This is a genomic window from Methylorubrum sp. GM97 (assembly GCF_024347855.1).
Lineage (GTDB): Bacteria > Pseudomonadota > Alphaproteobacteria > Rhizobiales > Beijerinckiaceae > Methylobacterium > Methylobacterium extorquens.
This window is the reverse complement of sequence record NZ_AP025942.1, coordinates 3447793-3468284: the sequence shown is the minus strand read 5'-3', so window position 1 is coordinate 3468284 and position 20492 is coordinate 3447793. Positions and strand designations below refer to the sequence as shown.

20 protein-coding genes are annotated in these 20492 nt (G+C 69.3%); 6 read left to right on the top strand and 14 right to left on the bottom strand.

Translation table 11 applies throughout. The annotated features are described in order from the left end of the window. Positions 1–203 precede the first annotated feature (203 nt). Complete coding sequence (locus MSPGM_RS16105; protein ID WP_003600962.1) at positions 204–644, top strand: DUF779 domain-containing protein; 441 nt, start codon at positions 204–206, stop codon at positions 642–644. 49 nt (positions 645–693) lie between these two features. On the opposite strand, the gene MSPGM_RS16100 is transcribed toward MSPGM_RS16105, so the two are convergent. From MSPGM_RS16100 to egtB, 3 genes are all read right to left on the bottom strand, one after another. Then, complete coding sequence (locus MSPGM_RS16100) at positions 694–2835, bottom strand: M10 family metallopeptidase C-terminal domain-containing protein (RefSeq protein ID WP_003600964.1); 2142 nt, start codon at positions 2833–2835, stop codon at positions 694–696. A 273-nt stretch (positions 2836–3108) separates the two neighbouring features. Next, positions 3109–4086, bottom strand: a complete 978-nt coding sequence (gene egtD / locus MSPGM_RS16095; RefSeq protein ID WP_043766300.1) for an L-histidine N(alpha)-methyltransferase — start codon at positions 4084–4086, stop codon at positions 3109–3111. A 57-nt stretch (positions 4087–4143) separates the two neighbouring features. Beyond that, entirely contained in the window at positions 4144–5406 is a 1263-nt protein-coding gene (gene egtB, locus MSPGM_RS16090) for an ergothioneine biosynthesis protein EgtB (RefSeq protein ID WP_003600967.1), read from the bottom strand. A gap of 210 nt (positions 5407–5616) precedes the next feature. On the opposite strand from egtB, the gene murI reads away from it, so the two are divergent. Next, complete coding sequence (gene murI, locus MSPGM_RS16085) at positions 5617–6492, top strand: glutamate racemase (protein ID WP_012753267.1); 876 nt, start codon at positions 5617–5619, stop codon at positions 6490–6492. Positions 6493–6501: 9 nt separating this feature from the next. Here murI and MSPGM_RS16080 read toward each other — a convergent pair whose 3' ends face one another. Continuing rightward, positions 6502–7059: a metallophosphoesterase family protein gene (locus MSPGM_RS16080; RefSeq protein ID WP_003600969.1), complete on the bottom strand. Its 558-nt coding sequence runs from the start codon at positions 7057–7059 to the stop codon at positions 6502–6504. Positions 7060–7408: 349 nt separating this feature from the next. Between MSPGM_RS16080 and MSPGM_RS16075 the strand changes: the two genes are divergently transcribed. Beyond that, positions 7409–7534, top strand: a complete 126-nt coding sequence (locus MSPGM_RS16075) for a hypothetical protein (protein WP_256371244.1) — start codon at positions 7409–7411, stop codon at positions 7532–7534. After that, positions 7531–7728: a hypothetical protein gene (locus MSPGM_RS16070; protein WP_003600971.1), complete on the top strand. Its 198-nt coding sequence runs from the start codon at positions 7531–7533 to the stop codon at positions 7726–7728. Before MSPGM_RS16075 ends, MSPGM_RS16070 begins: the two co-directional genes overlap by 4 nt. Before the next feature lie 22 nt (positions 7729–7750). Here MSPGM_RS16070 and MSPGM_RS16065 read toward each other — a convergent pair whose 3' ends face one another. From MSPGM_RS16065 to MSPGM_RS16055, 3 genes are all read right to left on the bottom strand, one after another. After that, on the bottom strand, positions 7751–8095 hold the full coding sequence (locus tag MSPGM_RS16065; RefSeq protein WP_003600972.1) for a diacylglycerol kinase: 345 nt from the start codon (positions 8093–8095) through the stop codon (positions 7751–7753). Further along, positions 8092–9147 carry an AbrB family transcriptional regulator gene (locus tag MSPGM_RS16060; protein ID WP_012753266.1) on the bottom strand — a complete coding sequence of 352 codons (1056 nt, stop codon included), beginning with the start codon at positions 9145–9147 and terminating at the stop codon, positions 8092–8094. The genes MSPGM_RS16065 and MSPGM_RS16060 overlap by 4 nt, the downstream gene beginning before the upstream one ends. 152 nt (positions 9148–9299) lie before the next feature. Further along, complete coding sequence (locus MSPGM_RS16055; RefSeq protein ID WP_012753265.1) at positions 9300–10271, bottom strand: LysR substrate-binding domain-containing protein; 972 nt, start codon at positions 10269–10271, stop codon at positions 9300–9302. Between the two features lie 147 nt (positions 10272–10418). On the opposite strand from MSPGM_RS16055, the gene MSPGM_RS16050 reads away from it, so the two are divergent. After that, positions 10419–12011 (top strand): catalase, encoded by a 1593-nt coding sequence (locus MSPGM_RS16050; protein WP_003606859.1) that lies wholly within the window; start codon positions 10419–10421, stop codon positions 12009–12011. Between the two features lie 110 nt (positions 12012–12121). Here the strand turns inward: MSPGM_RS16050 and MSPGM_RS16045 are convergent, their stop codons facing one another. From MSPGM_RS16045 to miaB, 6 genes are all read right to left on the bottom strand, one after another. Beyond that, the gene (locus MSPGM_RS16045) at positions 12122–12895 is read right to left on the bottom strand and encodes a BA14K family protein (protein WP_015823414.1); all 774 of its coding nucleotides are present in this window, start codon (positions 12893–12895) and stop codon (positions 12122–12124) included. Positions 12896–13078: 183 nt separating this feature from the next. Further along, positions 13079–14782, bottom strand: coding sequence for an apolipoprotein N-acyltransferase (gene lnt / locus MSPGM_RS16040; RefSeq protein WP_261925708.1), 1704 nt, complete (start codon positions 14780–14782; stop codon positions 13079–13081). Between the two features lie 28 nt (positions 14783–14810). Continuing rightward, positions 14811–15959, bottom strand: coding sequence for a hemolysin family protein (locus tag MSPGM_RS16035; protein ID WP_012254488.1), 1149 nt, complete (start codon positions 15957–15959; stop codon positions 14811–14813). A gap of 36 nt (positions 15960–15995) precedes the next feature. Then, positions 15996–16481, bottom strand: coding sequence for an rRNA maturation RNase YbeY (gene ybeY, locus MSPGM_RS16030; RefSeq protein WP_003602887.1), 486 nt, complete (start codon positions 16479–16481; stop codon positions 15996–15998). Between the two features lie 69 nt (positions 16482–16550). Beyond that, positions 16551–17657: a PhoH family protein gene (locus MSPGM_RS16025; RefSeq protein ID WP_003602886.1), complete on the bottom strand. Its 1107-nt coding sequence runs from the start codon at positions 17655–17657 to the stop codon at positions 16551–16553. Between the two features lie 36 nt (positions 17658–17693). After that, the gene (miaB, locus tag MSPGM_RS16020) at positions 17694–19034 is read right to left on the bottom strand and encodes a tRNA (N6-isopentenyl adenosine(37)-C2)-methylthiotransferase MiaB (RefSeq protein ID WP_003602885.1); all 1341 of its coding nucleotides are present in this window, start codon (positions 19032–19034) and stop codon (positions 17694–17696) included. Positions 19035–19165: 131 nt separating this feature from the next. Here miaB and MSPGM_RS16015 point away from each other — a divergent pair, with 131 nt between their 5' ends. Further along, complete coding sequence (locus tag MSPGM_RS16015) at positions 19166–19606, top strand: MEKHLA domain-containing protein (protein WP_003602884.1); 441 nt, start codon at positions 19166–19168, stop codon at positions 19604–19606. A 4-nt stretch (positions 19607–19610) separates the two neighbouring features. Here MSPGM_RS16015 and MSPGM_RS16010 read toward each other — a convergent pair whose 3' ends face one another. Further along, on the bottom strand, positions 19611–20489 hold the full coding sequence (locus MSPGM_RS16010; RefSeq protein WP_003602883.1) for a lysophospholipid acyltransferase family protein: 879 nt from the start codon (positions 20487–20489) through the stop codon (positions 19611–19613). Positions 20490–20492: the final 3 nt, after the last annotated feature.

The window sequence follows — 20492 nt, the reverse complement described above, 5'->3', positions numbered from 1 at the left end:
TTTTCGCCACACGGACGTTTCGTCAGGGGTCGCAAAAGTCGGGCCGCTCGCTCTCACGCCACCTGAGGGTGGCCGAAAGGCCAAGCCGTCTCAGACGGTTCGAGCCGGGGCTCGTCTGCTATCCTCGGGCGCGCTTCAAGCCGCATGGATATCCGCTGCCTCAGCCTCAGATAGCCCAACAAGATCCATCAGGAGAGGAAACCATGAGCGAGTCCGCGATCCCCGCCGCCGAGCGGATCGAGCCCGTGACCGCCAAGCAGGCGGACAATGCCGGCACACCCCTGCGGGTAACCGCGACGCCGGCCGCGCTCGAACTGATCGACGAGCTGAAGGCCGCGTACGGCCCGGTGATGTTCCACCAGTCGGGGGGCTGCTGCGACGGCTCCTCGCCGATGTGCTACCCCGTGGGCGACTTCATCACCGGCGACGGCGACGTGCATCTCGGTCAGGTCGGCGGCGCGGATTTCTTCATCTCGCGCTCGCAGTTCGAGGTCTGGAAGCACACCCACATCATGCTCGACGTGGTGCCCGGCCGCGGCGGCATGTTCTCCCTGGAGAACGGCCGCGAGAAGCGCTTCCACATCCGCTCACGCCTGTTCACGAGCGCGGAGAACGAGGCCCTGTCGGGCGCCTGCCACCTGTAGCGCGTGGTCCCGAGAGCCGGTAGCCGGCTCTCGGGACGGGAGCGGCCGGTCAGACGAAGAACAGGTCGCTCACCTTGCCAATCAGCGGCGTGTCCCAGGTCCAGTTGGACTGGCCGATCAGGTCGTCCGCGCGGGTCACGTCGAGCGGGGCGGCGCCCTGCCCCTCGGCGACGAGGTGATCGTTCTTGAACAGGCGCATGTAGCCGCCATCCGTCACGCTGGCCTGCCAGTCCGCGGTCTCGCCCTGGACGATCACGTCGTGAGCGGTGATCTGGTGCTTGACCGAGCCGGTCAGGATCTCGAACGCCATGTCGTCGCCGTTCCCGACCTGGCCGACCCAGATGTTGTCGCTGTCCCGGCCGTTGCCGGTGTCGAACAGCCGCTGGTAGTGTCCGCCGGCGAGGTTGTCGAAGCGTGCCTCGGCGAACATCGTGAAAGCGCCGTCGATCTCCGGGATGACGTTGTGCGCCGTCACCGTCAGATCGCTCACCGTGCCGATCAGCGGCGTGTCCCAGGACCAGTTGGACTTGCCGACGAACTCGTTGGCCCGCTCGATGTCCCGCGGCACGACGCCCTGACCCTGGGCCAGCAGCGCGCCGTCCTTGAACAGGCGCATCCAGCCGCCGGCATCGACGTCGGCGGTCCACTCGGCTTCCTGGCCCTCGACGATGGCGCCCCTGGCGACGATGCTGGCCGCCTTGCCGCCGTTGAAGACCGTGAACTCCATGTCGCTCGAGCGGCCGACCTGCCCCAGGAAGATGTTGTCGGATGCCGGCCCGTTTCCGAAGTCGAAGACGCGCTGCCAGGAGCCGCCGGCGAGATCGGCAAACAGCACCGTCGCGCTGGCCGTGAACGCGCCGTCGATGTCGGCGACGTCCGTCGCGATCGGATCGTCCGCCTCGGGCGAGAGCGCCAGTTCGAACTTCTGGCTGCCGGACGGAAGGGCACCGAACCGGGCTTCGAGATGGGTGAACACGCCCTGGGACTCCAGCGCGGTGTCGTCGAAGACCAGCGTTTCGATCGAGGCGAGCGTATCGAGCGCGCCCGTGGCGATGTGCTTGACCGCAAACGCGCCCGCCGTGGTCGAGGCGTCATAGACGATCGCGTAGTCCCGGCTCTGGCCGGCGAACCGGGCCGCGTCGATGCCCTCGCCGCCGTCGAGCCGGTCGCTTCCCGTACCCCCCTCGAGGACATCGTTTCCGGCATACCCGAAGAGCGTGTCGTTGCCCGCTCCGCCGATCAGTGTGTTGTCGCCGTCGTGACCGTGCAGGATGTCGTCCTTCGATCCGCCGATCGCGGTCTCGATCGCGACGCCGTTGGCGATCAGAAACCCGCCGTTCAGCTTGTCCGAGGTGGAGACGAAGCCACCGCCGCCGATCTCGTCCTTCAGCGTGGCGGCGCGCAGGTCGATCTTGGCGCGGCTGCTGCCCACGTACCGGATGGTGTCGTTGCCGCCGGTGTCCCAGATGGTGTTGAAGCCGGCATTCGTCCGGAGATCGTCACCGAACGTGTAGACGGTGTCGCCCGTGTTGGCCGCCCTGGCCCCGTACAGGTGCTGCAGGGCGGCGATGTCGATCGGCATGTAGGAGCCGGCCGACGCGTTCATGAAGGTTCTGCCGGCGTCCTGGGTCCTCGTCCACGGATTGTCCTCGCCCCACACGAAGGAGCTGTACGACATGACGGTGTAGAGCGACGAGTTGATGAAGTTGGTGCCCAGATCGGCATCCGATCGGACGCCCGCGATGACGCCCGGTTGTTCGAACGGGTGGGCGAGGCCGAGGCTGTGACCGATTTCGTGGTACCAGACGCTCGACCACTGCCCCCGATAGATGGATTCGGAGGCCGACGCGACGGAGCCGAAAAATCTGACGACGGTGTAGGTGTTGCCGTTGGGCAGTTCCGGATACGGATTCGACGATTGCCCACCGCCACCGACCTCCAGGATCTGCCCGAGCGTCGATTCCTCGAACGAGGTCTCACGGAAATCCAGATTCGTGAAGCTTGAGACGTTGTCGAAAATCGATTTGTAGAAACTGCGCCACTGCCCTTCGTCGAAGTCGGAGACGCCGTTTTTGTCGATGTCCTGAACTTTGAAGCCGTAATTGAGCGTGTTCTCGCCCCACTTGTAGCGGGTGATCACGGCGTTGACCAAGCTGCTGTCGGACTTCTCGACGGTACTGATTTTGACCATGTCTTGCCCCTGGCGTGCCGCGGATCGTGCGGCAACCCTGGGGCGCAAACACCACGCAAAAACTGCTTTTTGATAGTTTAGATACTGCGGATTTTATCGATCGCGCTTTGCAGCCTGCAGTCGTCACGCGCGGGCCACACCCCGCGTCGGACGCGGCGGCCGGCGGGCCGAGCCGAGAGCCGTGCCCGACCACGGGGGCGGGTCACACCTCCAAGCCGTTGCTGTGACGCGCGTTCTTCCGACGAACCGGTGGCCGATTCGTCGGAAGGCGCCCTAGGCATCCCGCCGCAGCGCGTGGACCGAGAACAATCCGTCCCGGTCGGTCCAGGCCTCGATCGAGGCCCAGCCGGCGCGGGCGGCGAGCGCCCGGAAGCTGTCGAGCGTGTACTTGTAGCTGTTCTCGGTGTGGATCGACTCGCCCTCCGCGAAGGCGAAGCTGCGCCCGGCCACGCGCAGGCTTTGCGCCCGGCGGCTGACGAGATGCATCTCGACCCGCGAGGCCCGCGCGTTGAAGAAGGCCCGGTGTGTGAAGCCCTCGACGTCGATCGCCGCGTCCAGCTCGCGGTTGATGCGGTGGAGCAGGTTGAGGTTGAACGCGGCGGTGACGCCGGCCGCGTCGTCGTAGGCCGCCTCCAGCACGTCGCGGTCCTTCACGAGATCGACGCCGATCACCAGCGTCGCGCCGGAGCCGAGAATGCGCCCGAACACGTCGAGGAGGCGCGCCGCCTCGCCGGGCTCGAAATTGCCGATGGTCGAGCCGGGAAAGAAGCCCGCCAGCGCCCGCTCGCGGATGCCGTCCGGCAGGGCGAAGGGCCGGGTGAAGTCCGCCACGACCGCCTCGACCGCGAGGTCGGGGAAATCGCCGCGCAGGGCCTGCGCCTGCTCCGTCAGGAACTCGCCCGAGACGTCGACGGGGATGTAGGCCGAGAGGCCCGGCAGGTGCCGCAGCAGGCGCCGAAGCTTGGCGGTCGAGCCGCTGCCGAACTCCACCAGCGCCGCGCCCTGCGGCAGCAGGGCGGCCAGGGCCGGGCCCCGCTCGTCGAGGATGCGCAGCTCGGTGCGGGTCGGGTAGTACTCGGGCAGAGCCGTGATCTGCTCGAACAAGGCCGAGCCGGCGGCGTCGTAGAAGTACTTGGCCGGCAGCGCCTTCGGGCTCGCCGCCAGGCCGTCCCAGACATCGGCCAGGAACACGCCGTTTTCCGTAACCGGTTCGGCTCGGTGGGAATCCGTCATGCGGGGATCGATCGTCAAAGGCCTTCTCCGGGACAGCGGGGCAAACGGTTGTGCGGACAGGGTGAGCGGGTGCGTTCAGCTCCCGGCATCGGCGAGCCGCAGGCCTGTGAACTGCCAACGCTGATGGGGGTAGAAGAAGTTGCGGTAGCCGACCCGCGCGTGCCCCTGCGCGGTCGCGACCGAGGAGCCGCGGAGCACGTACTGGTTCGACATGAACTTGCCGTTGTACTCGCCCAGCGCACCGGGCACCGGCCGGTAGCCCGGATAGGGGCCGTAGGCGCTGCGGGTCCATTGCCAGACGAGGCCGAAGGCGTCGTCGATCAGGCCGTCGCGGGCGGCGACTTCCCACTCGGCCTCCGTCGGCAGGTCGCGCCCGGCCCAGCGAGCATAGGCATCGGCCTCGTAGTAGCTGACATGGGCGGCGGGGGCCGCCGGATCGACGGGCTTGCGGCCGGCGAGCGACATCGTCGACCAGCCGTCCGCCTCGCGCCGCCAGTAGCCCGGCGCCTCCCAGCCCTCGCGCTGGAGCGCGACCCAGCCGTCATTGAGCCAGAGTTCGGGCCGCGCGTAGCCGCCGTCCTCCATGAAGGCGAGCCAGTCGCGGTTGGTCACGAGGCCGCGATCGATGCGGGCCTCCAGCATCAGGACGTCGTGGCGTGGGCTCTCGTTGTCGAAGGCGAAGCCATGACCGTCGTAGCCGATCTGGGTGATGCCTCTTTTCAGGGCAGACTGGCCGGCGGATGCCTGCGCCGCAGGCAAGCTCCAGCGCGCGTCGTAGACCGGATCGAGCGGGTTCTGCGCGAAGGCGTGCAGGATGTCGGTGAGCATCAGCTCCTGGTGCTGCTGCTCGTGATAGAGGCCGATCTCCAGGATCGGCAGCGCCCGCGCCAGGGCCTCGTCGGCGGCCTCGCGCAGCCAGACCGACACCGCGCGATCGACATGGGCGCGGTAGGCGGCGGTCTCCTGCGCCGTCGGCCTCGTGATCATGCCGCGCATGAAGCGCGGCTGCCGGGGACCAGCCTGCACGTAGTAGGAGTTGAACAGGTAGTGCAGGCGCTCGTCGAAGAGGCGGTAGCCCGGCTGATGGTCTCCGAGAAGGAACTGCTCGAAGAACCACGTCGTATGCGCCCGATGCCACTTGGTCGGGCTCGCATCCTCCATCGACTGGATCTGCTGATCCTCGGGTGAGAGCGGGGCGGCCCGGCGCTCGGTCTCCTCACGCACGGTGCGGAAGGCGGCGATCCAGGCGTCGCGGTCGATCGGGCGGGCGTCGAGCGGGGGCGGCGGGAAGGCCGCGCCGCTCTCAGGATGGGTGAGACGTGCTGCGCCGGCTGCCATTGTTGGAATCTCTTCCTCCGTTGCGCGCCGGAAATAGACGCCGAATGTCGAATGACAACGTGGGGGCCCGCCAAGCTGTTCGTCGCACCCCTTGTCGCACCCGGCCTGAAGCGCGGCCTTTTTGCAGCCGCAGTGAGATGTCCTTAACCGTCGCCGACGGACACTCGTTGCCCCACGGTTTCCACGGATGCGCGAGCCCGGGCGGCGGTCATGCGGATCGATCTGATGGCAGGGGCGACCCTTTCGGCGGCATTGCCGGCCCAGAATTCTCAGCCGGTCATTCTCGTCTTCGATTCCGGCCTCGGTGGTCTCACCGTGCTGGAGCAGGTGCGCCGCGCTCGGCCGGACGCGGCCTATGTCTACGCCGCCGACGACGCGGCCTTCCCCTACGGTGCCCTGACCGAGGACCGGCTCGTGGCGCGGGTGATCGCGGTGATGGAGCGGCTGCTGCTGCGTCACGCCCCCGACCTCGTGGTGATCGCCTGCAACACCGCCTCGACCCTGGTGCTGCCGGCCCTGCGCCAGCGCTTTGTCACGCCCTTCGTCGGCGTGGTCCCTCCGATCAAGCCGGCCGCCGCGCTGACGCGGACCCGGCTCATCTCCCTGCTCGCCACCCCCGGCACCGTGGCGCGGGCCTATACCCACGATCTCGTGGCGAACTTTGCGGGCGATTGCGCCGTAACGCTGGTGGGCTCCAAGAACCTCGCGGGCTACGCCGAGGCCGAGATGGCCGGCGAGCCGGTCTCGGACGCGGCGATCCTGGCCGAGATCGCGCCCTGTTTCGTCGAGGGGGCGGACGGCGCGCGCACCGATGTGGTCTGCCTCTCCTGCACCCATTACCCGCTGCTGCTGCCCCGCTTCGAGCGCCTCGCCCCCTGGCCGGTCACCTGGATCGACCCGGCTCCGGCTATCGCCCGCCGGGTGATCCAGCTTCTCGGCGAGATGCCCGCGCACGCGCTCGACGCGCCGCCCGCCTGCGCGGTGTTCACCGGCGGGGCCGGGCTCAACCCGGCGCTCGGCCGCTCGCTGGAGCGGCGGGGCCTGTCCGAGACGGTGATCGAGGCGATGCCGCTGACGCTGTGCTGAGACGGGCCGTCAGCGCCTCTCCCACGCCGCCAGTTCCTCCGGCACCAGCGTCGCCGCATCCTGCCGGGCGATGATCTCCGCGAGATCGACCGGCGAGAAATCCCAGGCATCGACGCCGACGTCGCAGGAACGGGTGGTGTCGGGCAGGGTCGCGTGGGTGTGGCCGTAGAGGTGCCGGGTCTCGCGCCACAGGCCGGGCCAGGCCCGGTGGGCGTAGTGCGCGAGGAACAGGCGCCAGGACCGGCCCGCCGCGTCCGACACGGAAATCCGGATGCTTTCCACCGGCGGCTCGGCCCAGGGGAGGTCGAGCACGCGGTTGCTGTCGTGGTTGCCCCGCACCAGCCGCTTGATGCCGTTGAGCCGGTCGAAGACGCGGGCGCAATGTTCGCGGCTCGCATGCGCAGCAAAGTCGCCGAGATGCCAGATCTCGTCCGCGGCCGCGACGCGCGCGTTCCAGCGGGCGATCAGCGCCTCGTCATGGGCCTCTACCGAAGCGAAGCCGGTTCGTCGGCGCTCAACGAGCCGGGCGTCGCCGAAATGGGTGTCGGCGATGAAGAGGGTTGCCATGCGTTCTTCACGAAGATGTGAGACAACTCGAAGGGCTCGGCGGGGCGTGTACGGATCCGCGGGCGCGACGATCCCGGCTCGCTTGACGCAGCCGGGCCTCCATCGCAAACAATAACAAAAGGTACAATGATGCCGATCCGCGAGCCGCAGCTAATTAACTGGCGGGCTAATCACCGCGGATGTGTCGAAATGCGCATCATTTTTCACAGGACTTGTGGCGAAGTGTCACCTGTATCGCTCGGCGCACCAGTACAAACGTGCTAGCGCGGCGGGCATGCCGGTCTGGACAAAAATCCTCATTGTCGTCGCCATTGCCGTGATCCTGACGGCATGGGGATGGATGCTGGACTTGAGCCTGTCCGCCGCCCATGCGTGGCTTCTCGACCGGATCGGCCATACGGGGATGCGCCTTCTGATCGGGATGATGGTGTTCGCGGGGGCCTGGGCCCTCTGGAAGGAGACGGAGGATCGATGAGCCGCCCTCTCGCCGTCGCGCTTCTGGCGCTGTCCCTCTATCTCGGCGTGCTGGATTGCGCCTTGAGTCTCAGCTTCTCGACGGTCCATGCGTGGCTGCTCGATCTGGTCGGCCGAACCGGCCTGTGGCTCGTGATCGCGGCCACCCTGTTCGGCGGCACTTGGGTCGTCTGGAGCGAGCAGGAAGACGGCTGACGGCCGCCGTCACGGCGTCGCTCTAGAACCGGTCGATCACCGCCGCGCCCCAGATCAGGGCCGCGATGACCTGCGTCAGGAACGCCCCCGCCGAGGCCAGATCCTTCACGATGCCGATCCGCTCGTGCCGGCCGGGATGGAGATGGTCGCACAACTTTTCGATCGCGGTGTTCAGGAGTTCCGCCCCGAGCATCAGCAGCAGGCTGGCGATGAGCGCCACCCGGACCCACAGATGGCCGCCGAGAGCGAGCGCCACGGGCAGGCCGAGCGCCAGCAGGACGAGTTCGAGCCGCACCGCCCGCTCCGTGCGCCCACCATGGACGAGGCCGCGCCAGGAATTCAGGAAGGCGAGGTAGAGCGCTGTCACGGTCGCTCTCCCGGAACCGCCCGGGCGATCCACTTGGCGAGGATCGGGCCGGTCGCCAGCACGACGAACAGGCGCAGGGTCTGCACCGCCAGCACGAAGGACACGTCGGCCCGCGACCCGACGGCGATGATCGCCACCGAATCGAGCCCGCCGGGACTGGTGGCCAGGAAGGCGGTGAGGAAATCGATCGGCAACCAGTGCGTCAGGACCCAGGCCCAGACGCCGCAGAGCAGGATGATCCCGATTGTCGCCGTCAGCACGCCCGGCAGCGCGTGGAGCGTCTCGTCCAGGGTGCGCCGGTTGAAGCGCAGCCCGACATACCAGCCGATCGCCGCATAGGCTGCCTCGAGCACCGGCGCGGGCAAGGCGATGTCGATGAAGCCGGCGGCGTGCAGGCCCGCGCCGAGCAGCATCGGCCCGATCAGGGGGGCGGAGGGCAGCCGCAGCAGCGATGCGAGGCCGAACCCGGCGGCGGCGACCGCGATCGTCGCCGCGAGGCCGGGCCAGCTCCACGTCTCGCCGGACGCGCCCGCCCCGGCCGGGCCGGCGACGTCGGCGAGAAGGCGCGCGGCGAGCGAGGCCGAGAGCACCACGGCCGCGACGCGCACGTACTGCATGAACGCCACCAAGCGCGGGTCGGCGCCGTAATCCTCCGCCATCGCCACCATGGCCGCGGCCCCGCCCGGCGAGGAGCCCCAGGCCGCCGTCGTGCCGGGCAGGACGCGCAGCCGCGTGAGCGCCAGCCCGGTGAGTGCGCCGGCCGCGACCGTCACGCCGACGACCGCGAGGATGATGAGCCCGTCCTCGCGCAGGGTCGCGGCGATCTCGGTGGTGGCGGAGCGGGCGACGAGGCAGCCGATCACCGCCTGCGCCGCCAGGAAGAGCGGCCGGCCGAGCGAGAGCCCGGCGCCGCGAACCCCGAAGGCGATCGCGGCGAGCATCGGCCCGAGGAGGAAGGCGGCGGGGAAATGCGCGCGGCTCAGGCCATAGGCGAGAGCGGCCGAGACGGCGACGAGCGCCGCCCAGCGCAGGAGGATGCGGGTCTCGGGCACGGGCCTGGATGCTGGATGGCGCGCAGGAAGAGGAAGAAGAATCGCGCGAGGCTCGCGCTACACGCTCTTCCCCGAACTGTCACGGCGATCGCCGCGAAGCCGCCAAGCGGCTTCGAGCGATTGGCCTTCGGGATGCTGCCACCGGGGTGGCGTCAGGCGGTCCACCGCTCCCGCTCGCCGGGCGGCGGGGCACCATAGGCCTCATCCTCCCGGCAGGCGGCGGTGCCGGGCGGGGCGTGCGCCCGGAAGAAGGCCGCGAGATGCGCAAGGCCCGCCGCTCGCGGATCGCTGGACCGCCATGCCAGCGCGAGTGTGCGGCCGGGGCCCTCTCCCTCGAAATGGCGCACCACGGTGAGCCCGGTTGGATCGGGGCCGGAGGGAATCGCGAGCGCCGGGATCAGGGTATAGCCGGCGCCCGCCGCCACCATCGAGCGCAGGGTCTCGAGGCTGGTGGCGTGGCGGCCCGCGCCGCGCAGGGTGCCGCAGGCGGCGATGGTCTGGTCGCGCAGGCAATTGCCCTCGTCGAGCAGCAGCAGGTCCGGCCCGTTCAGGTTTTCCGCCCGCGGTGGTGCGCCCTGGGCGAAGGCGTGGTCCACCGGGCAGGCGAGCCGGAACGGCTCGACGAAGAGCGGCGAGATGGTGAGTCCGGAGGCGGCCACCGGCAGGGAAACCAGGGCCGCATCGATCCGCCCGTCGCGCAAGCCGTCGAGGATTTCGGCGGTGCGCGCCTCGCTGAGCGCCAGCGTCAGCAGCGGAAATTCCTGGCGCAGCAGGCGCAGAACCAGCGGGAAGTAATAGGGCCCCAGCGTCTGGATCGCGGCCAGCACCAGCCGGCCGGTCAGCGGCGAGCCGCGCCCCTCGATGGCGAGCGCCAGCAGGCGTTGTGCCTCGCCGAGCACCACGCGGGCCTGCCGCACGATCCCCTGCCCCGCCACCGTCAGCAACACGCGGCGGTTGGATCGTTCGAACAAGGTCAGCCCGAGCGCGTTTTCCAATTTACGAACCTGCACGGAGAGCGTCGGCTGGCTCACGTTGCAGCGCTCGGCAGCCCGGCCGAAATGCCCTTCATCGGCAACAGCGACGACATATTCGAGATCGCGCAGGGACAACCCGGAGAGATTCATAGGCTGCATCTATCACAGTGTTTGTGACGATGCATTTGCTAATGGGTCATGCCTGGGTCATACCATCGAAACAGAATGGTTCCAGGCTGTGCGGACGCGCCGAGCGATCCACCCTGAAGCCCCTGCCTCCCAAGGAGAGAGTGACGCATGAGCGAGAACCGTCCGATTCTGACGACCCGTCAGGGCCATCCGGTCCGCGACAACCAGAGCACGCGCACGGTCGGCGAGCGGGGCCCGGCGACGCTCGAGAACTACCAGTTCATCGAGAAGATCACCCATTTCGACCGCGAGCGCATTCCGGAGCGCGTGGTGCATGCCCGCGGCGCCGGCGCCCATGGCTGGTTCGAGGCCTATGGCAAGATCGGCGACGAGCCCGCGTCCAAGTACACCCGCGCCCGCGTGCTGAACGAGACCGGCGTGAAGACGCCGATGTTCGTGCGCTTCTCCACCGTGGCCGGCGCCAAGGAGAGCCCTGAGACCGAGCGCGACCCGCGCGGCTTCGCGGTGAAGTTCAAGACCGTCGACGGCAATTGGGACCTCGTGGGCAACAACCTCAAGGTCTTCTTCATCCGCGACGCGATCAAGTTCCCCGACATGATCCACGCGTTCAAGCCGGACCCGGTGACGAACCGCCAGGAGGCGTGGCGCTTCTTCGACTTCGTGGCCCAGCACCCCGAAGCGATCCACATGGTCACCCATCTGAAGTCGCCGTGGGGCATTCCGGCCAACTATCGCGAGATGGAAGGCTCGGGCGTCAACACCTACAAGCTGGTCAACGACCAGGGCGAGGCGGTGCTCTGCAAGTTCCACTGGGAGCCCAAGCAAGGCGTGCGCAACCTGACCTCAGCCCAGGCGTCCGAGATCCAGGCCAAAGATGTCGGCCACGCGACGCGTGACCTCTACGACAACATCAAGGCCGGCAATTTCCCCGAGTGGGAATTCTGCGTGCAGATCATGCCGGACGGCCCGAACGACCACCTGTCGTTCGATCCGCTCGACGACACGAAGCTGTGGCCGGTCGAGGATTTCCCGCTGCTGCCGGTCGGCCGCATGGTGCTGGACCGCGTGCCGGACAACTTCTTCGCGGAAGTCGAGCAGTCGGCCTTCGGCACGGGCGTGCTCGTGGACGGCATCGACTTCTCGGACGACAAGATGCTCCAGGGCCGGACGCTGTCCTACTCGGACACGCAGCGCTACCGCGTCGGCGCCAACTACCTGCAACTGCCGATCAACGCGCCGCAGCCCGGCGTGAAGGTCTATTCGAACCAGCGCGACGGCCAGATGACCTACAGCGTCGACGGCACCGGCCCGAACCGCCACATCAACTACGAGCCCTCGACGCTCGCCGAGGGCCTGCGCGAGGCACCCAAGCCGGCCAAAGATTACCACCAGCCGGTCCAGGGCAATCTCGGCCGCTACCAGACCTCGCGGACCGAGGACGACTACACCCAGGCCGGCGTTCGCTACCGCTCCTTCCAGGATTGGGAGCGTGAGGATCTGATCGCCAACCTCGTCGCCGACATGAAGCAGTGCCCCGAGCCGATCCAGCTTCGGATGGTCTGGCACTTCTGGCACGCCGACGAGGATTACGGCCGCCGCGTTGCCGAAGGCGCCGGGATCGATCTGGAGAAGGCCAAGGCCCTGCCGCCGCTGCCGGGCCGTGCCGCCCCGCATAAGCGCCTCCAGGCCGAGACCTACACCGACGGCAGCACCGCCGCGCACAAGGTCGCCGCCGAGTAAGGCGAACGGCCGAACGACGTAAAAAACCCCGCTCGACCATACGGTCGGGCGGGGTTTCTTTTTGGAAGAGGGCGGGAGCCCCAAGCCGAGGCTCCCGTCGTCTTAGAGCCTTACGGGCAGGAGCGACGCACGCCGCGGCGGACGATGTAGGTCTGCGTCTGCGGGTCGTAGGTCTTGAAGCGGCGCGCGCACTCGGCCACCAAGTCCTCATCACCGCCGGGCGCGACGCCGGTGGTCACCGTCTCGGTGCCGTAATAGCCGGCCGGTGCGTAGTAACCGTCATCGTAGCCGTATCCGCCATAGCCGTAGCCCGGATAGCCGTAGCTGCCGTAGAGGCTGCCCGCCGCGAGGCCGAGACCGGCGCCGAGTCCCAGCCCCAGGCCAACGCCACCGTAGCCGTAACCCCGGCGATAGTAGCCGGCATTGCGCCAGCGGTTGCCGCCGTACCAGCCGCGCTGGCCGCCGTAGCCCGGTCGCACGCCCGCCACGCCGTTGCCGAAGCCCGGACGACCTGCGCCGAAGCCAGGGCGGCCGCCAAAGCCATCACCACGGAAGCCGCCACCGGCGAGGCCAACGCCGCCGCCCCGGAACCCGCCGCCAGCGAGGCCCGCTCCGCCACCGCGGAAGCCGCCCCCGGCCAGACCGGCGCCGCCGCCCCGGAAACCACCACCGCCGATCCCGGCTCCACCACCGCGGAAGCCGCCTCCGGCAAAGCCGCCGCCGCGACCGAACCCGCTCACACCGCCCGCACCGAGCGCGCTCCGGAAATTGCCGCCGCCGAGGCCGCCGGAGCCGCCGACACCGATCGGGCGCGCGTCCGCGCTGGCCGGAAGATAGGCCAGGGCGCCCGCAAGGACGGCCGAGGCCAGGAAAATCTGTTTCATCGTCATTCCCCTTGGAATTCGAGAGAATGGCCTGCACCGGTTTCCACCGGCGAAAAATGGGCCGTTATCTTAAGAACGCCGGGCGATGACGGATGATCCTACGGCCAAGATTGCGCGAATGTCGCGTATGCGTTGCAATTCACGCGCGGACGTCTCGAAAGCTCCGCGGCCTCACCTTGGCCGCTACGTCCGGCGGCGGCGCGCGGCGAGCGCGATCAGGAGGCAGCCGATGAGGCCGGCCCCGAAGGGCAGATCGCCGAAGGCGGCGTAGAGGGTGCGACCCGGCAACCTTGCCGGCAAGCTCGCATCGAGCACGCCCTCGATCCCGAGCGGAAGGCTCGCGATGACCCGCCCATGGGCGTCGACCACCGCCGAGATGCCGGAATTGGCGTCGCGCACCAGCGGCAGCCCCTCCTCCACCGCCCGCAGCCGGCTCTGCGCGAAGTGCTGGCGCGGGCCCGGCGTATCGCCGAACCACGCATCGTTGGTGAGGTTGAGGATCAGCCCCGGCACGACGGGCGCACCCTCGGCCGGATCGGGCGGCAGGATCGCGCCGGGAAAGATCGCCTCATAGCAGATCGTCGCCGCCACCGGCGGCAGGCCCGGCACGTTGAGGATGCGCTGGCCGGCGCGATCCCCGGCGGTGAAGCCACCGGGGATGGAGACGAACTGGCGCAGACCCAGAGCCCGGAGTAGCGCATCAAGCGGCCCCGGCAGGTATTCGCCGAAGGGGACAAGGTGGACCTTGTCGTAGAGGTCGCCGAAGCGCCCGCCCGCGCCGATCGTCAGGATCGAGTTGAAGAAGACGGCGTTCTCGCGGGTCAGCCGCTCGCCATCGGGCAGTTCGCGCACCCGCGCGGCGCCGGTGATGAGCTGCTTGCCCTCGGGCAGCGCCGCACCGATCCGGCCGAGCGCCTGCGGATCGCGCTGGATCAGGAACGGGAAGGCCGATTCCGGCCAGATCAGGTGGGTGACGTCGGCGATGCCGGTGCGGTCGGGCGAGAGCGCGCGGTCGCTGAGTTCGAGGTACTTGCCGACGATCCGCTCGCGGTTTTCCGAGCCGAACTTGTCATCCTGCGGGATGTTGGGCTGGATCAGCCGCAGGCGCACGCCCGCCACCGTCGGATCGGGCGCGGAAGGCAAGCGCCCGGCGCCGTAGGCGGCAAGCCCCGCCAGCGCGACGAGGGCTGCCAGCACCGGCCCGAACCGGCCCCGCGGTGTCGCGCCGGTGGCGAGCGTCGCGGGCGCGGCGGCGATCAGCACCGCGAGCAGCGTCAGGCCGTAGAGGCCGACGAGCGAGGCGGCTTGCATCGTCCAGAGATTGCCCCCGAGCGCCATGCCGAGGGTGTTCCAGGGAAAGCCCGTCAGGATATGCCCGCGCAGCCATTCGGCGGCGGCGAGCCCGAAGGCGAGCGCCGCGATGCGGGCGGCCCCCCGCGACCAGACGAGGCGGGCGAGGGCAAAGCCCGCGGCGAAGAACAGGGCGAGCACCGCCGGCAGGCCGACGACGCCGAGCGGCAGCGCCCAGGCGAACTGGTCGGCCTCGACGAGAAAGGCGGCGCCGAGCCACCACAGCCCGGCGGTGAAGTAGCCGAAGCCCCAGGCCCAGCCGATTCCGGCACAGACGCCCAGGGTGCGCCGGCCGGAGCCATCGATCGCCGCGCCGTCGATCAGCCAGACGGCGATCGAGAGCGACACGACGAGCGCGGGGAACAGCCCATAGGGCGGCATCGCCAGCGCGCCGCAGGCGCCGGCCGCGACGGCGATCGCGGCCCGCGTCCATCCCTGGCTCAGGATGATCCGGTGCGCGATGGCCTCGAAGAGGCCGATCCGCGCCGCAGCCGGGCCTGTTCCGGCGCGGGCTGCGCGGCCCAGCGGAGCGGTCATGCCGTGTCGCTTCGATTCCGTTGTGTCTTCAGCGCCCGGCCTCGGCGGCCTGCGCTGCGTCCGTGTCGGGTGCCTGCGGCGCCGCCGGGCGGGGCGGCGGAAGGGCGAGCGGCACCACGGTGCCGATCTTGGCCGGTGCGCGTTGGAGCTTGATCCGCTTCACCCGACGGGGATCGGCGTCCAGCACCTCGAACTCGATGTCGTCGGGACCCGGGATCCGCTCGCCACGCGCCGGAACCCGGCCGGCCAGCGTCACGATCAGGCCGCCGATCGTGTCGATCTCTTCCGCGAGTTCCCCGAAAGCGGCGGCCAGATCGAGGCCGGTGGCCGCCGACACCTCCGCGAGCCCGGCGCGGGCGTCGGCGATATAGGCCTCCGTCTCGCCTTCCATGCGGTTGACGAGCTGGCCCTCGGCCACGTCGTGCTCGTCCTCGATGTCGCCGACGACCATCTCGATCAGATCCTCGATCGAGATCAGCCCGTCGGTGCCGCCATACTCGTCGATGACCAGCGCCATGTGGGTGCGCGTGGCCTGCATCCGCACCAGCAGGTCGATCGCCGGCATGGAGGGCGGCACGAACAGGACCGGGCGCTGGATGCGGGTGGAGGCGAGGGTCGCGGTGAGATCGACCTTGCCGAGATCGAGGCTGCGCAGGGCGCCGCGGGCGGAGGCCGTGCGGCGCGGGCGCGGCGTGGGCTTGGCCTCGGCGCCGGTGGCCACCACAGGCTGCGGCGCGGCCCGGCGCGGGGCGGCTTCCGCCTGGGTGGCGAGGTATTCCACGAAGTCGCGGATGTGGACCATGCCGCGGGGATCGTCGAGGGTTTCGCCGTAGACCGGCAGGCGCGAATGGCCGGCAGTGCGGAACAGCTTCAGGAGATCGCCGAGGCTGGTGTCGCTGGCCACCGCCACGATGTCGGCGCGGGGCAGCATCACATCGTCGACGCGCACCTTGTGCAGACCGAGTACGTTCTTGAGCATGGCGCGCTCAAGGGGAGAGAAGGCGTCCTCACCCGTGTCGGGCTCGGCCAGGGCCTCCTCGATGTCGGTGCGCAGGGAGTCGCGCGGACGCATTTGGAAGACGTTCAACAGACGATCGTACCACGCCTCGCGTGGGGGCGGTTCGGCGTCCGCGGCTGGCGCGGCCAGGGCCGCGCCGCGACTTCGGTCGTTGGTCATGGGTCTCTAGGTTGGATTCGGCGGGAGTGCCGGAGATCAGTCGTCGTACGGGTTTGGAACGCCGAGTGCGCGGAGCGCGGCGACCTCGAGCGCCTCCATGGCGTCGGCCTCAGCCTCGCCAGTCTCATGGTCCTGTCCGAGAAGGTGAAGGGTGCCATGGACGAGGAGGTGGGCGAAATGGTGCTCGAAGGGCTTCGACTGCTCCGCACTCTCGCGCACGAGCGTGTCATACGCAAGAACCACGTCGCCGAGAGGCCGCGCCAAGCCCGGCTGGGACGGTTGCTCCGCGGCCGGAAACGATAACACGTTGGTGGGTTTATCCTTGTTCCGCCATGTGCGGTTGAGCGCTTGGACGGTGGCGTCGTCCGCGAGCAGGACGCTCACTTCGACGGGGCCGGCGGCCGAATCGGGTAGAATTGCCAATCCCGCCTCGACGGCCCGCAGCGTGAACGCCTCCAACTCGGGGATCGCCTGTTCCCAGCGCGCATCCTCGACGGCGATGTCGATCTCGTTGTCGCTCATGTGTGGTTTCTGGTCGGTACCGTCAACGGCCGTGCGGTGCCCGTAGGCCGCCGCGATTGATGTCGCCCCTCACGCCAGAGGCCGGCGCCGCGGGTTCGGGTTGCGGTCGGCCTCGCTTTCGCCGTGGGCGGCGGATTCGTAGGCGGTGACGATGCGGCGCACGAGGTCGTGGCGCACCACGTCCACGTCGCGAAAGCGCACGCGGCCGATGCCTTCGACGCCGTCGAGCACGTTGACCGCCTCGACGAGGCCGGATTTCTGGCCCGGCGGCAGGTCGATCTGACTGGGATCGCCGGTGATGATCATGCGGGAGTTCTCGCCCAGTCGGGTCAGGAACATCTTCATCTGCATGGAGGTGGTGTTCTGCGCCTCATCGAGCAGCACCACGGCGTTGGTCAGGGTGCGCCCGCGCATGAAGGCGAGCGGGGCGATCTCGATGATGCCGGTCTGGAGGCCGCGATCGACATGGCGCGCCTCCATGAAATCGTAGAGTGCGTCGTAGATCGGGCGAAGATACGGATCGACCTTCTCGCGCATGTCGCCGGGCAGGAAGCCGAGCCGTTCGCCGGCCTCGACGGCTGGACGCGACAGGATCAGCCGCTCGGCATGGCCCTGCTCCAGCAGCGAGACGGCGTGGCCGACCGCAAGCCAAGTCTTGCCGGTGCCAGCGGGGCCTTCGGCGAAGACGAGTTCGTTGGCGCGCAACAGCTTGATGTAGTCGCTCTGCGCGGCGTTGCGGGCACGCACGGCGCCGCGCTTGCGGGTGGCGATCTGCTCGAACTGCTCGCGGCCGTTATCCGTCGCGATCTCGGCGGAGGGGAACAAGTTGCCCTGGACGGTGACCTCCTGGATCACCCCGTCCACGTCGCCGAGCGTCAGGGTCGTGCCGGCCTTCTGCACCCGGGTGTAGAGGCGCTCGAACACCCGCCGCGCCTTCTCGGCGGCTTCGGGCGAGCCCTTGACCACGAGGTGGTTGCCGAGCGCCGTGCCGGTGATGCCGAGGCGCCGCTCGATATGGGCGACGTTCTGGTCGTACTGGCCGAAGACGAGGCTGGCGAGCCGGTTGTCATCGAAGGTGAGCGAGACCTCTACGGCCTCGGCGAGACCCGGACGCCCTGGTGAGGGGCGGTTGTTGCGGCCGGCAGGGCCACGGGCGGACGCAACGTCAATCGGCACGCGAGAGATCCGGCATGGTGATGGGCCTCATATAGGTCACGCGGCCGCCGCCGCACCCTCCAGCGTTTCGCCGAACAGGCTGTTGGAGCCCGCACGCGTAATCCGCACCGGCACCACCGTGCCGATGGTCGAGGCCGGCGCATCGAACTGCACCGCCTGGAGATGCGGCGTCTTGCCCGCGACCTGACCGGGATGCCGGCCGGTCTTCTCGACCAGGATCTCGGTGAGCGTGCCGACGCTCGCCGCGTTGTAGGCGTGGCGCTGGCGGTCGAGGAGGTCTTGGAGGGCGGCGAGCCGCTCGGTCTTCACCGCCTCCGGCACCGCATCCTCGCGTTCCGCTGCGGGCGTGCCGGCCCGCGGGCTGTACTTGAACGAGAACGCCGCCGAAAAGCCGATATCGGAGACGAGCCGCATGGTCTCGGCGAAATCGGCATCGGTCTCGCCGGGGAATCCGACGATGAAGTCCGAGGACAGGGCGATGTCGGGCCGCGCATTCCGGATGCGCTCGATCAGCCGGCGGTAGGCGTCACCCGTGTGGCGCCGGTTCATTGCGTGGAGGATGCCGTCCGAGCCCGACTGCACCGGCAGGTGCAGGTAGGGCATCACCAGCGGGTTCGTCGCATGGGCAGCAATGAGATCGTCGGCGAAATCGTTCGGGTGGCTCGTGGTGTAGCGCAGGCGCAGGAGGCCCGGCACCGCGGAGAGCGCGTCCATCAGGTGGCCGAGCGTCGCGGGTGCGCCGTCCGGCCCGTCGCCGTGATAGGCGTTGACGTTCTGGCCGATGAGGGTGATCTCGCGCACCCCGCCCTCGACGAGGCGGCGCGCTTCGTCCACCACCGCCGCGACCGAGCGCGAGACTTCCGCGCCGCGGGTATAGGGCACGACGCAGAAGGCGCAGAACTTGTCGCAGCCCTCCTGCACGGTGAGGAAGCCGGTGACGCCGCGGTTGCGTCGGGCGGGCAGGTGGTCGAACTTGTCCTCGGCCGGGAATTCGGTGTCCACGACGCGGGTCTCGCGCGACTGGCGCAGCAGGTCCGGCAGGCGGTGATAGCTCTGCGGGCCGACGACGACATCGACCGCCGGTGCGCGCGAAAGAATCTCGCGGCCTTCCGCCTGGGCGACGCAGCCCGCGACCACGATGCGGGTGTCGTGCCCGCTCTCGGCCCGCTCGCCCTTGAGCACACGCAGGCGCCCGAGTTCGGAATAGACCTTCTCGGCGGCCTTCTCGCGGATGTGGCAGGTGTTGAGGACGACGACATCGGCCTCCTCGACCGTGTCCGTCGCGCTGTAGCCCTCGGCGGCCAGGACGTCGGCCATGCGGCCGGCGTCGTAGGCGTTCATCTGGCAGCCGTAGGACTTGACGTAGGCTTTCTTCAAGATCTCAACCCTGCCGCCGGCGGGCGGTGATTTTTGAGGATTTTTTGCTCGACAGGCCCTCTATCACGGTTCGGCCGCCGACACGATTCTCTCAGCGGTCTGAACTTTCGCCCCTTCGAAAAGGTCCGCCCGTGAGGCTTGCCGAAGATCCCGCCTTCTTCGCCCTGCTGACCGGGAGCTTCCTGCGCCTCGTCGGCCGCCCGCTCGTGCCTGAGCCGGATCTCGGGCCGGACTGGCTCTACGCGCAGGCGCCCTTCGCGGTGCTGGCCCACGATACGGGCGCCGACCCGCTCTTCGTCTACGCCAACCGGGCGGCGCAGCGGGCCTTCGGCTACGACTGGCAAGAAATCGTCGGGATGCCCTCGCGGCTCTCGGCCGAGGCGCCGGAGCGGGCCGAGCGCCAGCGCCTGCTCGATGCGGTCGCCCGCGACGGTTTCGTCTCGGATTATGCAGGCATTCGCGTTGCCAAGGATGGGCGGCGCTTCCCGGTCACCGCGGGCATTGTCTGGCAACTCGTGGATGAGGGCGGGATCGTTCGCGGCCAGGCGGCGACCTTCCCGCTGCCGGCCTGACCAGTCACACCGCGGCGATGCCCGGCGCCGAGACGTCGGCGCCCTCCCCGATCGTTTCCGGCGCCGCCGGCATCGGACGGGGTGTGGCCCCGCTGAGGTGAATCTGGCGCAGGCCCTGCCGCACGGCGGCCTCGGCCTGCAGGGTCGCGACCTTGCGGTCGGTGGCGGCCTCGAAGGCGATCGGTGCGCCCCAGTTCACGTGCACGTCGATGGGGCCGCGGCTGGCGAACAGGGCGAGATGCGGCGGCAGTTCCATGTCGCCGTACCAGGCGATCTCCGGCCGCTCGGCGCGGGTCACCGGCAGGCCGTTGCGGCGCGGGTAGCCCAGCGCCAGGGGCTGGAGCCGGATGCGCGCGAGTCCGCCGGTCTCCGCCGTCAGCGCCGTCCGGGCGGCGCCGACCAGCGAGGAGCGGAACGGCAGCAGGCGCAGGCCATCGCCGGTGGTGCCCTCGGCGAACAGCACGATCAGGTCGCCATCCGCCAGCCGTTGCCCGACCGTGGCGTTGACGCGGGCGGTCGCCGTCCGCTTGGACCGCTCGATGAAGACGGTGCGCTGGAGCTTGGCTAGCAGGCCGATCAGCGGCCAGCCCGCGATTTCCGACTTGGCCACGAAGGAGAGCGGGCGCAGCGACCCGAGCGCGACGATGTCGAGCCAGGAGACGTGGTTCGAGAGCACGAGCGCCGGCTCGCCCGGCTGCGGCGGCGTGCCGCTCTGCGTCACCCGAACGGAGAACAGGCGCAAGAACAGGCGGTGGAACAGCATCGCGATGCGCGCCGCGACCCAGCCCCGGCCAAAGCGCAGGCTGAGCCAGTGCGGCCCGATCACGATCAGGAAGGCCAGCGCCTGGACGAAGAGGCGGAGGCCGATGCCGACGCGCGTCATCGG